Below are 12,125 nucleotides of genomic sequence, written 5' to 3'. Positions count from 1 at the left end.
CGTAGCGCAGGAGCGGCGACCGGAGACCGCCGTCGGATCCCCCGGGTCGCATCGACCGCCGTCAAGCGAACCTTCGCCGCGATCATCGGGCCATCAACAAATCCACCAGGTCGAGCCCGTAGCGCAGGAGCGGCGACCGGAGACCGCCGTCGGATCCCCCGGGTCGCATCGACCGCCGTCAAGCGAACCTTCGCCGCGATCATCGGGCCATCACCGAATCCACCAAGTCGAGCCCCAGGTCGTGGCCGTAGCGCAGCAAAGGCGGCCGGAGACCGCCGTCGGCGTACCAATCCCGGGTCGCCTCCGGGTGCGGGCCGACCACGCCGACCCGTCCCGCCCCGAACGGCGCGACGAGCGCGGCGACCGTGCCGTTCGGGTAGGTGGCCAGCACGTCGGCGGCGTCCGGCTTCTCGAGCAGGAACACCGGGCCGTCCTGGAAGTAGAGCTTCCGGGCGCGGCCGCGCCAGCGGACCTGCACGATGGCGTCCTCGTCGTCGTCGACGGTCGCGCCCTCGGTGTCGATGTAGCGGTCGGTGTCGCCGGGCAGCAGGCCGAATCCCGGTGTCGCGCCGGCGAGGTAGCCGCCCAGGCAGAAGCCGAGGTACCGCCCGCCGCCCTCGACGAAGCCGCGGATGTCGTCGCGGTGGCGGCGCAGCTTCCGGTACGCGCTCCCGAGGGTGCCGCCGCCGGGCTGGGCGTACAGCGCGGCCCCGGCGAGGGCGGCCTCGCCGACCTTGAACTTCTCGTCCGGGCCGGCGAACCGGACGTCGAAACCGTGCTTGCTGGCGCGAAGCAGGTCGGCGACGGCCTCGGAGCAGCCGGGCAACGTCGCGGGCCCGCGGTAGACCAGGGCGAGCGGCCTCACGGGTTGCCCAGCGTCAGGGCCGTGCAGCGCACGCCGCCACCGCCCTTGCGCAGCTGCGTGGTCTCCAGCTCGACGACGGTCAGCCCGCGCTCGCGCAGGACGCCGGCCAGCTCCGGGACGCCGCTGGTCATGGTGACCGTGACGCCGTCGCTCACGAGGTTCAGCGCAAACGCTTCCGCCTCGGCCTCGCTGACCTCGATCAGCGTCCCGCCCAGCTCGCGCAACCGGGCCTGGCTCGGCTCGTCGAGCGCGGCCGGGCAGTACGCGAGCACCCCGGGCGCGACGACGGCGACCGCGAGGTCCAGGTCGTACCAGCGCGGGCCGGTCGTGCGCAGCGGCACGATCTCGTAACCGAGGGCGTCGGCGACGACGTCGTGCGCGCGGCGGTCGGTGCGCTGCCCGTACCCGGCCAGCAGCAGGTCGCCGTACGCCAGCGCGTCACCCTGGCCGCTGAACGCGTACGGGCTCTCCGTGACCTCAAAACCGTTGGTGTGGAACCATTCCCGGTGGTACGGCGTTTCGGCGCGACGCTCCGGCGGCAGGTTCGCCAGCACGGCGCGGCCGCCGCGGACGACGGCGGCGTTGGCCGTGTAGACCATGTCCGGGCACTCCGGCGCGGCGTCGAGGAACTCGACCTTGCGCCCGGCCGCCAGGTGCGCCGCCACGAGGGCGTCGTGCTCGGCGACGGCGGCCGCGGGGTCGGGCTGGACGGCCGTGTCCATGTACGGGTTGATCTCGTAGTCGACGCGGAAGTGCCGGGCGTCCGACATCAGGAGCGTGGTGTTCACGCCGGGAGTCCTTTCGCCGTCAGAAGTCGTTCGGGGGATCCGGGTGGCGGAGCCCCCGGCCCGGAGCGAAGCTCCGGTTGTCACAGCAATTGCGCGGGGATACCGCGCCAGGAGGTGCGCGAGCCGAGGTGCTCACCTTTCATGAGCAGTGACAGCGAGCCCAGAGACACGCCGTCGCCGACGACCGCGTCGTAGAGGACGATCGCGCGGGTGCCGACGGTCGCGCCGTCGCCGACCGTGACGACCGACATCTTCATCACCCGGTCCTCGAACAGGTGCGTCTGCAGCGAGACCTCGGTCCCGATCGTGGCGTCGTCGCCGACGCGTACCAGGTCGAACTCGGTCAGGTAGGTGGTGCCGAGCCACGTCCGCCGCCCGATCCGGGCACCGAACCAGCGCAGCAGCGGCGGCAGCATCGGCGTGCCGACGAGCATGCCCAGCCCGGCCGGGACGGCGGCCGACTCGTAGAGCCCGGTGACGAACTCGCTGCGCCGCACGAACGGGCTCCACAGCGGTTCGACGCGCGGGGTGTACCGGCCGACGACGTTGCGTTTCGTCGCCGCGCAGAACCCGATCACGCCGAGGCCGGACGCCATCGCGACCAGCGGCGAGACCAGGGCGGGCACCGGCAGGTCGCGGCCGAACGCCAGCCCGGACAGCGTCAGCAGGAACAGGTAGAAGCTCAGGGCCAGCAGGGACGCGGGCAGCGTGGCGCGCGCGAACTCGATGGCGAGGCGCTGCCGGACCACGCGGCGCGGCGGCCGGAACGTCTGCTCCTCCGGGAAGTCGCCGCTGTCCTGCCGCCGCGGCAGGTGCATCGCGGGTGAGCCGAGCCACGACGAGTCCCCCGGCACGTGCTGTCCCGGCGGCACCGTGCCGACGCCGACCAGCGACCCCTCCCCCAGCTCCGTCCCGGCCGGGACGACCGAGGCGTTGCCGACGAACGCGCGCCGGCCGACGTCGGTGGTGAGGAACGCGACGCGGCCGCGGGCGAACGTCGCCGCGCCGACCGTCGCCATGTCCGCGACGAAGCTTTCGCTGCCCAGGGTGAGCAGGTCCGGGTCCAGGTGCCCGGCCGTGGACACCTCGGCGCCGCGGCCGACCCGCGCACCCAGCAGCCGCAGCCACGGAACCGTGTAGAGCGTGGCGTACAGCGAGTTCGTGAAGGTCAGGCTGAACTCGAGGAGCTTGTCCGCGACCCACTTGCGCACCCCGAGCCCGGACCGGACGGGGTGGATCCCGACCGGCGTCGACGGCAGCACGAGACGCCGTCCGAGCGCGACGACCGCGCAGACCGTCAGCACGAAGACCGGGCCGGCCAGCAGCGTGGCCACCACGCCGGCGAGCACGCCCCAGCCGAGCAGCGCCCACCACACCAGCGCCACGCTCGGCAGGATCAGGCAGATCGCGCCGACCTCGAGCGCGCCGAGTCCCAGCAGCGTCAGCAGGATCTGGTGGAACCGCCAGCCGCGCGCCACCGGCGTTTCGCCCAGCATGTCCTCGACGGCGGAGGAAAGCGCGTCGACGCGCTCCGGCGGCGATCCCGACCACCGCTGGCCTGCGGGAACGGCCTCGCCGCGGCCGAGCATCGACTGCTCGGCCAGCGCGGCGTCCGCCCCGACCGAAGAACCGGGCTCCAGCACGGCGTTCGCCCCGACGAACGCGCGGTCGCCGACGGTGATCTCGCCGACGGTCACCCAGCCGTCCTCGACCCGCCACGGCCGCAGCACCGCGCCGTAGCCGATCGCGGCGTCGTCGCCGATGCGCACCAGGGAAGGCAGCGACACCGAGCTGGTGGCGATCACCGCGCGCTTGCCGACGCGGGCGCCGAGCAGCCGCAGGTACAGCGGCATCAGCCCGGACCCGCTCACCACCGGCAGCGGGCCGACGCTCAGCAGCAGGTCCAGCGTCCACAGCCGCAGGTACGTCGGGCCCCACAGGCGGTAGCGGCCGGGCCGGATGCCCGCCGAGAGCGGCCGGACGAGCACCAGCGGCACCAGCCAGCGGACGCCGAGGTAGCTGACGAGGATCGCGACCAGCAGCTGCGCGAGGACCGGGACCGAGACGTCACCGTTGTTCCAGGTGTAGACGTAGGCGACCGGCAACGTGATCACCAGCAACAACAGGTAGATCACCGCGGTCTGCACGGAACCGGCGGCCGCGATCCGGCGCGTGCCGTGCCGCAGGGGCTCGTAGCGCGGTTCCCCGACCGGATCCGCCGCGGGTTTTCCCAGCTGTGCGGCGAGATCCCGGACCCGCGGGTGGGCGTACAGGTCGCGCACGGCGATCCCGGCGCCGGCGTCGTGCTCGCGCAGCCGGGAGACGACGGTCGCGGCGAGCAGCGAGTGGCCGCCCAGGTCGGTGAAGAAGTCCGCGGTGACCGAAAGGTCTTCCGGCGCCATGGCGAACGCTTCCGCCCACACCTGGGCCAGGAGTTCCTCGGTGTCACCCTCCGGCGCGACGACCGGGCCGTCCAGCGTCCGCTTCCGCCCTTCCGGTACGGGCAGCTCGCGACGGTCGACCTTGCCGCTCGGCATCATCGGCAGCACCGGGATCGTGACGAAGAAGCCCGGCACCATGTAGGCGGGCACCTGTTCGCGCAGGGTTTCCCGCAACCGACGGAACAACTCGGTCTCGTCTTCGTCCGAAGTGGACACCACGTAGCCGACCAGCTCGGGCGCGCCGGGGGTCACCTCGACCATCGCAGCGGCGGCCGCGGACACGTGCGCGTCGGCCAGCAGGACACTCTCGATCTCGCCGAGGTCGACGCGGTGGCCGCGGATCTTGACCTCGGCGTCGGCGCGGCCCAGGTACTCGATTTCCCCGCTGTCCCAGCGCTTTCCGAGATCGCCGGTCCGGTAGACGCGCTCGCCGCGGTAGTCGAAGAACTTGTCCGCCGTCAGCTCCGGGCGGCCGACGTACCCCTTCGCGACGCCGGGGCCGCCGATGCAGATCTCGCCGACCTCGCCGTCCGGCACCGGGCGGCGGTCGTCGTCGAGCAGGACGACCGAATAGGTCGGCACCGGCACGCCGATGGTGACCGGCCGGCCCGGGAGCAGCTCGCACCAGGTGGCGGTGACGGTGGCTTCGGTGGGGCCGTAGGTGTTGAGGATGCGGCGGCCGGGTCTCGCCCAGCGGTCGACCAGCTGACGCGGGCAGGCTTCCCCGCCCACGAGCAGGTTGCGCAGCAAGGGAAGTTCGTGCGGGATGGTCGCCAGCAGCGTCGGCACGCAGTACAGGACGGTGATCCGGCGCTCGGTGAGGAACTCGGCCAGCTCGGCGCCGAGGCGGCGGGAGTCCTCCGGGCCGGCCACCAGCGTCGCCCCGACCGCCCAGGTCGGCCAGATCTCCTCGATCGAGAAGTCGAACGAGATCGTCATGCCCTGGTAGACCCGGTCGTCCGGGCGCACGTCGTAGAGCTCCGGCACGACGTCGAGGAAGTTGCGGATGCTGCGTTGCGCGACCTCGACGCCCTTCGGCCGGCCGCTCGAGCCGGAGGTGTAGATGATGTACGCGCTCGGGTCGGGGTCGAGCAGGTCGTCTTCGCGCAGGTCAGGGCGGTCGTCGCGGCCGCCGGCCGGCACGTCGGCGAGGTCGAGCACCGGGCAGGCGGCGTCCCCGGTGCGCCCGGCCAGCGAGGCCGTCGTCAGCAGCAGGTCGGCCCGCGAGTCCTCGGTGATGTAGGCGATCCGGTCCGCGGGCGAGGCCGGGTCGATCGGCACGAAGACCCCGCCGGCCTTGCCGATGCCCAGCAGGCAGGCGTAGGTGTGCGCACTGCGTTCCACGAGGATCGCGACGCGGGCCCCGCGCCGGATACCGGACGCGCGCAGGTGGTGGGCGAGCCGATTGGCCCGGCGGTCCAATTCCGCGTAACTCAGCTCATCGTCGCCGACTTCGACGGCGACGGCGTCCGGAACACGATCGGCGGTGTGTTCGAAAACGTGGTGCATCCGCCGGATCGGTTCGCTCACCCGCGCGGAGGACCGGGTCACGATCGCCGAATCGGACGACAAGCCCGTGAACACCACCGAACACCCTCCACAAGACACACAGCCCGCCATCACCCGAACGGCGATGGTCAGGGGGCGACAGACTGCGACATACGGTGCAGTCCATTCACCCGTTGGTATGGCATCCATGTTTCACGGAGGGAACGATGTTGGCAACTCACCCACGGTGACATACCGCACAGAATTCGGACCAATCCGCGGCGGAAGGTATTGTTTCGCGCCCGCGTGCACTATTCGTCCCCGAGGAATTCGCCGCCCATTCATCCGGACTCATGCGAATCCGCGAATAGGCCGGGGAAGGTAGCGCCAGCACTACCCGGGTTCCGGCGGTCAGCGCTACTGATCTTCGCGCCGGGTTCGACCAGCATTCAAGGGGTCGAATCCGGTCGAAGAAGGAGAAATCCGATGCAGAGCAAAGTGCGCAAGGGTGCCGTGGTCCTGACCGCCGCGGGGCTGCTGGGTGCCGCCCTGAGCACCGCGGCGGCCGCGGGCCCGCCCCCGGCGTCCGCCACCCAGCGGAGCTTGGACGCGCTGGTACAGCAGGAGAAGTTCCCGGCCGCGCTCGCCTCGGTGACCAAGAACGGCCGCACGACGGCGCTGGTCGCCGGCTCCTCCCGGCTCGGCGCCCAGGTCCCGGTGCCGCACGACGGCAGCGTCCGGGCGGGCAGCAACACCAAGACGTTCACCGCGGTCGTCGTCCTGCAGCTCGTGGGCGAGGGCAAGGTCGAGCTGGACGCGCCCATCGAGAAGTACCTGCCCGGCGTGGTGCGCGGCGAGGGCATCGACGGCACCAAGATCACCGTCCGGCAGCTGCTGCAGCACACCAGCGGGCTCCCGAACTACACCGCGAACATCGGGCTGGAGGACTTCGGGAAGATCCAGCACAAGTTCTTCCAGCCGCACGATCTGCTCGCCGCGGCGCTGGCCCAGCCCGCCGACTTCGCCCCCGGCACCAAGTGGGAGTACAGCAACACGAACTACCTGCTGGCGGGCATGCTCATCGAGCGCGTGACCGAACGCCCGGTGCAGGAGCAGATCACCGAGCGCGTGATCCGGAAGGCGGGCCTGCGCCACACGTACTGGCCGCAGCCCGGCGACCAGACCATCCAGGGCCCGCACCCGCAGGGGTACGCGACCAAGACCTTCACCGACCCGACGACCGTCGACGCGACCGAGATGGACCCGTCCTGGGGCGGCGCGGCCGGTCAGCTGATCTCGACGCCGAGTGATCTCGCCCAGGTCGACCGCGCGCTGCTCGACGGCAAGCTGCTGGCGCCCGCGCAGCTGGCCGAGATGCGCAAGACGGTCGAGTCGACGCTGTTCCCCGGCTGGCGCTACGGCCTCGGGCTGATGAGCATCCCGCTCAGCTGCGGCGGGGTGTACTGGGGCCACGGCGGCGACATCGAGGGGTACGAGACCCGCGGCGGCGCCACAGAGGACGGCCGGTCCGTCGGGCTCGCGGTGACCGCGCTGCCGGGCACCTTCGGCGACGCGGAGAAGGCGGCCAACGCCGTCGTGTCCACTGTGGACACCGCCTTCTGCTCCTAGGCGGTCGGGTCCGGGCCGAGCGCGGCGTCCAGCAGCTCGCCCAGCCGGTCGATTTCGGCGGCCGACAGGTCACTGAACGAGGCCTCGACGATCTCGTCCACGAGGTCCTGGCCGGCGGCGCGCAGCCGCGCGCCCTCCTCGGTGAGCTGGTGCCGGACGGCCCGGCCCGGCCCCGGCACCCGCTCGATCAGCCCGCGGTCGGCCATCCGCGTCGCCAGCGAGCCGAAGGACTGGTCGGTCTGGAACGTCAGCACGGCGAGGTCGTGCAGCGAGGCGTCCGGTTTCCGGTGCAGGTGGCGCAGGGTGTCCCACTGCACGAGCGAAAGCCCCAGCGGCGCCAGCGCCCGGCTCAGCGCGCGGTGGTGGCGGTACTGCAGGCGTTTGACGGCCAGGGCGACCTCGGCCGGGTGGTGCGTCATGCGGGTCAGCGTAACTCATGGAGACCAGGTTGCTTACCTAAGGAACCTGATATAAGGTTCCTTAGGTAAGTCCCCGCCGACACAAGAAGGACCCATGACGAAGCTCCCCACCGCCGGCACCCTCCGGCCCGCCCGCACCGAAACCCGCACGCTCGGCTCCGCCGAGGTCACCGTCCAGGACCGCGACCGCACCCGTCCGTTCCTGCTGCTGCACGGCGGCGGCGGGGTGGCGACCATGGCCGGGTTCGCCGACCTGCTCGCCGAACGCACCCACTCCCGGGTGCTGCTGCCCACCCACCCCGGCTTCGGCGGCACGCCGAAGGCCGCCGAGCTGACGAACGTCGTCGACCTGGCCCGCCTGTACGTCGCCCTGCTGGAGGAGCTCGACCTCACGGACGTCACCGTGGTCGGCAACTCGTTCGGCGGCTGGCTCGCCGCCGAGATCGCCCTGCTGGAGAGCCCGCGGGTCAGCGGCGCGGTGATCATCGACGGCGTCGGGCTCGAGGTCGAGGGCCACGCGCCGACCGACGTGCGCGGGCTCACCCTGGCCGAGATCCAGGCCTACTCCTGGCACGACCCGAGCAAGGCACCCGTGGCACCGGCCGGGGGCACCGCGCCGAGCCCCGACATCGCGGCACTGATCGGCTACGCCGGCCCGGCCATGGCCGACCCGACCCTCGCCAAGCGTCTCGGCGGCCTCGATCTGCCCGTCCACGTCGTCTGGGGCGAGAGCGACGGCATCGTCACGCCGGACTACGGCCGGGCCTTCGCCGCCGCGATCCCGATGTCGAAGTTCACCCTCATCCCCCGCAGCGGCCACCTGCCACAGGTCGAGACCCCCGAAGAGCTGCTGGGTGCCCTGCTGGACCTGGGCGGTGTGGCGTGAGCGCGTCCTTGACCGTGACCCGGATCGGGCACGCCTGCCAGCTGATCGAGATCGGCGGGATCCGCGTCCTGACCGACCCGTGGTTCACCCAGACCCCGACGTACTACCAGGGCGAACCGGTCGCCGCGACGGTCGGGTCACTGGGCCGGGTCGACGCGCTGGTGGTCACCCACGAGCACTACGACCACTGCGACCTCGACGCCCTCGTCGACGGCGGCTTCGACCTGGACACCCCGCTGCTCGGGCCGGGCACCGTCGCGGCCATCGCGCGGGACAAGGGGTTCCGCGACGTCCGGGTCATCGAGGCGTGGGAGTCCGCCACGGTCGGCGACCTCACGGTGACCGCGACGCCGGGTGAGCACGGCGTCCACGAAGTCACCTTCGTCATCCAGGCCGGCGGGCGGACCGTCTTCTTCGGCGGCGACTCGCTGCGCGTCCCGGAGCTGGACACCATCCCGGAACGCTTCGGTCACGTCGACCTGGCCATCCTGCCGACGAACGGGCTCTGCATCCGGCCGATGGACCTGCGGCAGGTGGTCATGGACGCCGAGGAGGCGGCGGGGCTGACGGCCGCGCTGAAGCCGACCCTGGCCGTGCCGCACCACTACGCGTTCCACAGTGGACGGCTGGGCGACCGGATGATCACCAAGGGCGACCAGGACCCGCGGCACTACGCCGACGCGGTCGCTCGGCTCGCCCCGGACGTCGACGTCCGCCTGGTGCTGCCGGGAACCGTGGTGACGGTCCCGTGAGCGACCGGGAGTTCATGCCCGAGGTGGCGGACGACCTCCCGCCCGGCGAGCGGCCGATGATGGCCGTCGTCCGGGCGGTCCCGGGCCACGAGGACCAGCTGGCCGCGGCCATCACGACGCTGTCCGCCGCGGTGCGGCGCGAGCCGGGCTGCCGGGAGTTCCGGCCGTTCCGCGACGCCACGGACCCCGGCGTCTTCCACCTGTACGAGGTCTACGCCGACACGGACGCGTTCCGCGCCCACCTGGCGACCGACCACGTGGCCCGGTTCTTCACCGAACTGGCTGAGCACAGCACTTCCGACGCCGGGGCGCTGGTCCAGCTCGTCGACCTGGTGTGACGTCACGGGGCCAGGCGTGCCCGGCGCGTCCGCAGGAACTCGCGTTCCGTGTCGTTCGCCGCCCAGGTGATCGCCTCGTCGTAGGCGGCCGCGGCCTCCGGGACCCGGCCCAGCCGGCTGAGGAAGTCCGCGCGGGTGGCCGGCAGCAGGTGGTAACCCGGCAGGTCCAGGTCCTCGATCGCGGCCAGCGCCACCGCCGGGCCGTGCACCTCCGCGACGGCGACCGCGCGGTTGAGCGCCACGATCGGCGTCGGCGTGTGGCTCAGCAGCTGGTCGTAGAGGGCCAGCACCTGTGACCAGTCGGTCGCCGGGCCGTCGGTGTGCACGGCGTTGATCGCGGCCTGCAGCTGGTAGGGCCCGGGCCGGGCGCGGCGCAGGCACCGCCGCACCAGCTCGTGCCCCTCGGCGATCAGGTCCCGGTCCCACAGGGACCGGTCCTGCTCCGCGAGCACCACCAGCTCCCCCGACGCCCCGACCCGCGCCGGGCGCCGGGCTTCGGTGAGCAGCAGCAGCGCCAGCAGCCCGAGCACCTCCGGCTCGTCGGGCATCAGCTCGGCGAGCGCCCTGGCCAGGCGGACGGCGTCGGCGGACAGGTCCGTCCGCAGCAGCTCCCCCGACGTCGACGCGTACCCCTCGTTGAACACCAGGTAGAGCACGGTGAGCACCGGCGCCAGCCGATCGGGGAGCTCCGCGGCGCCGGGCACCCGGTACGGGATGCCCGCGTCGCGGATCTTCTTCTTCGCACGGACGATCCGCTGGGCGATCGTCGCCTCCGGCACCAGGTAGGCCCGCGCGATCTCCGCCACCTCCAGCCCGCCGAGCAGCCGCAGCGTGAGCGCGGCCTGCGCGAGCGGCGACAACGCCGGGTGGCAGCAGGTGAAGATCATCCGGAGCTGGTCGTCGCGCACCGGTCCCCCTTCCTCGGGCTCGTCGGGTGCGTGCAGCAGCAACGCCTGTGCGTGGCGGGCCTCCCGGGTGGACTCCCGGCGCAGGCGGTCGATCGCCCGGTGGCGGGCGGTGGTCACGATCCACGCGCCGGGGTTGGGCGGCGGCGCCTCGTCGTCCCACTTCTGGACGGCGACCGCGAAGGCGTCCTGGACGGCCTCCTCGGCGAGCCCGATGTCCCCGAGCAGGCGCGTCAGCGTGGCCACGCACCGGCCGTACTCCGCCCGGTAGACGGCGTCGAGATCCATCCGCGCTCAGGCTTCCGGGATTTCGTGGAACGGCCGCACCTCGATCGGCTGCCCGCAGGCCAGCGCGCACTTGTCGGCCCAGGCGAGCGCCTGGTCGAGGTCGTCGCACCGGACCACCCAGAACCCGCCGAGCTGTTCCTTCGTCTCGGCGAACGGGCCGTCGGTCATCGTGGTAGTGCCGGGGCCGGGGCGCACGACCGTGGTGGCGTGCGAGGGCAGCAGGCCGCCGACGAACACCCACTCACCGGCGGCTTTCATCTCGTCGGTGACCCGGCCCGTCCGGGCCATCTGCGCCCGCATCTCCTCGTCGGTCTCGGTCTGTGTTTCGTCGTACTGGACGGCGAGCAGGTACTGCTTCACGGCGAACTCCTCCTGCGGATCGGGTCTCTCACCTTGGCTACGAACGAGCCAGGCGCCATTCGACACCTGTTACCCCGTCACTCCGCGAAACTGTCCGTGCCCAGCACCGTGAGCAGGGCGAGCTTCTCGTGGCTTTCCGTGCCCGGGGTCGCGGTGAAGACGAGCAGCGACTGCCCCTGGTCCGGCTCGAGCAGCAGCTGGCAGTAGAGGTCCAGGCGGCCGACCTGAGGGTGCGCGAACCGCTTGGTCTCGCTCCACCGCAGGCCCACTTCGTGCCGCTCCCACAGCCGGGCGAACTCGTCGCTGGCGTGCCGCAGGACGTCGGCCAGCTCCGCCGCGGGTGAGCCGGGACCGCCGCGGGTGACGGCCCCGCGCAGCAGCGCGACGTTGGTCCGGCTGTTCTCGTCGTGGTCCTCCGGCGCGTACCGCTCCCGGGCGGCCGGATCGGTGAACCAGCGGAACGTCGCGCTGCGGGCGTGGCCGGTGTACCCGGTCTGGTCGCCGAGCAGCGCCACCGCGGACGGCGTCTGCAGCAACGTCTCGCCCAGCGGCCCCATGACCTGCGCGGTGGTGCCGGCCAGGCCGTCCATCACCCGCATCAGCCCGGGGCTCACGTGCCGCGACCGCAGGTCACGCCGGGTGGTGCGGTGGCCGGCGAGCAGGAACAGGTGGTCGCGCTCGTCCGGCGTCAGCCGCAGGCCACGGGCGATGGCCGCGACCATCTGCTCCGACGGCTGCGGCCCGTGGCCGCGTTCCAGCCGGGCGAAGTAGTCGGCGGACATCGTGCACAGCTCCGCCACCTCCTCACGGCGCAGCCCCGGAGCGCGCCGCCGTACCCCGCGGCGCAGCCCGACGTCCTCCGGCTGCAGCGCCGTGCGCCGGGTGCGCAGGAACGCACCCAGGGTCGCGCGGTCGAACGTGTCGTTCATGGTCCTCATCGTCGGCGCTCCGGCGCGGTTTAGCCAC

General features: G+C 72.4%; 11 protein-coding genes. 4 read left to right on the top strand and 7 right to left on the bottom strand.

Annotated features, from left to right (window positions below):
- Positions 1-199: 199 nt before the first annotated feature.
- The 3 genes from ACIOD2_RS25655 to ACIOD2_RS25645 all read right to left on the bottom strand — a co-directional run bounded on the left by ACIOD2_RS25655 (position 200) and on the right by ACIOD2_RS25645 (position 5,624).
- Positions 200-865, bottom strand: coding sequence for a BPL-N domain-containing protein (locus ACIOD2_RS25655; RefSeq protein ID WP_400542758.1), 666 nt, complete (start codon positions 863-865; stop codon positions 200-202).
- Positions 862-1,653, bottom strand: coding sequence for a dimethylarginine dimethylaminohydrolase family protein (locus tag ACIOD2_RS25650; RefSeq protein WP_400542755.1), 792 nt, complete (start codon positions 1,651-1,653; stop codon positions 862-864). The genes ACIOD2_RS25655 and ACIOD2_RS25650 overlap by 4 nt, the downstream gene beginning before the upstream one ends.
- 80 nt (positions 1,654-1,733) lie before the next feature.
- Positions 1,734-5,624 carry a Pls/PosA family non-ribosomal peptide synthetase gene (locus ACIOD2_RS25645; RefSeq protein WP_400542752.1) on the bottom strand — a complete coding sequence of 1,297 codons (3,891 nt, stop codon included), beginning with the start codon at positions 5,622-5,624 and terminating at the stop codon, positions 1,734-1,736.
- Positions 5,625-6,068: 444 nt separating this feature from the next.
- Here ACIOD2_RS25645 and ACIOD2_RS25640 point away from each other — a divergent pair, with 444 nt between their 5' ends.
- The gene (locus ACIOD2_RS25640; protein WP_400542749.1) at positions 6,069-7,211 is read left to right on the top strand and encodes a serine hydrolase domain-containing protein; all 1,143 of its coding nucleotides are present in this window, start codon (positions 6,069-6,071) and stop codon (positions 7,209-7,211) included.
- Here the strand turns inward: ACIOD2_RS25640 and ACIOD2_RS25635 are convergent.
- Entirely contained in the window at positions 7,208-7,630 is a 423-nt protein-coding gene (locus tag ACIOD2_RS25635) for a MarR family winged helix-turn-helix transcriptional regulator (RefSeq protein ID WP_400542746.1), read from the bottom strand. The two genes, ACIOD2_RS25640 and ACIOD2_RS25635, sit on opposite strands and share 4 nt — an antisense overlap.
- A gap of 94 nt (positions 7,631-7,724) precedes the next feature.
- On the opposite strand from ACIOD2_RS25635, the gene ACIOD2_RS25630 reads away from it, so the two are divergent.
- Genes ACIOD2_RS25630 through ACIOD2_RS25620 form a run of 3 tightly spaced genes read left to right on the top strand, consistent with a single transcriptional unit; the run spans position 7,725 to position 9,606 of the window.
- Positions 7,725-8,516 carry an alpha/beta fold hydrolase gene (locus ACIOD2_RS25630; protein ID WP_400542742.1) on the top strand — a complete coding sequence of 264 codons (792 nt, stop codon included), beginning with the start codon at positions 7,725-7,727 and terminating at the stop codon, positions 8,514-8,516.
- Positions 8,513-9,268, top strand: coding sequence for an MBL fold metallo-hydrolase (locus tag ACIOD2_RS25625; RefSeq protein ID WP_400542739.1), 756 nt, complete (start codon positions 8,513-8,515; stop codon positions 9,266-9,268). The genes ACIOD2_RS25630 and ACIOD2_RS25625 overlap by 4 nt, the downstream gene beginning before the upstream one ends.
- The gene (locus ACIOD2_RS25620; protein WP_400542736.1) at positions 9,265-9,606 is read left to right on the top strand and encodes a putative quinol monooxygenase; all 342 of its coding nucleotides are present in this window, start codon (positions 9,265-9,267) and stop codon (positions 9,604-9,606) included. The genes ACIOD2_RS25625 and ACIOD2_RS25620 overlap by 4 nt, the downstream gene beginning before the upstream one ends.
- A 2-nt stretch (positions 9,607-9,608) precedes the next feature.
- On the opposite strand, the gene ACIOD2_RS25615 is transcribed toward ACIOD2_RS25620, so the two are convergent.
- The 3 genes from ACIOD2_RS25615 to ACIOD2_RS25605 form a co-directional block, all read right to left on the bottom strand.
- Positions 9,609-10,799: an RNA polymerase sigma factor gene (locus ACIOD2_RS25615; RefSeq protein WP_400542733.1), complete on the bottom strand. Its 1,191-nt coding sequence runs from the start codon at positions 10,797-10,799 to the stop codon at positions 9,609-9,611.
- A 6-nt stretch (positions 10,800-10,805) separates the two neighbouring features.
- Positions 10,806-11,159, bottom strand: a complete 354-nt coding sequence (locus tag ACIOD2_RS25610) for a YciI family protein (protein ID WP_400542730.1) — start codon at positions 11,157-11,159, stop codon at positions 10,806-10,808.
- A 77-nt stretch (positions 11,160-11,236) separates the two neighbouring features.
- Positions 11,237-12,088, bottom strand: coding sequence for a helix-turn-helix transcriptional regulator (locus ACIOD2_RS25605; RefSeq protein ID WP_400542727.1), 852 nt, complete (start codon positions 12,086-12,088; stop codon positions 11,237-11,239).
- Positions 12,089-12,125 lie beyond the last annotated feature (37 nt).

It is taken from the genome of Amycolatopsis sp. NPDC088138 (assembly GCF_044741685.1).
GTDB lineage: Bacteria > Actinomycetota > Actinomycetes > Mycobacteriales > Pseudonocardiaceae > Amycolatopsis.
Note: the sequence above shows the minus strand (reverse complement) of the source record. Positions and strands in the feature narration are given on the sequence as shown.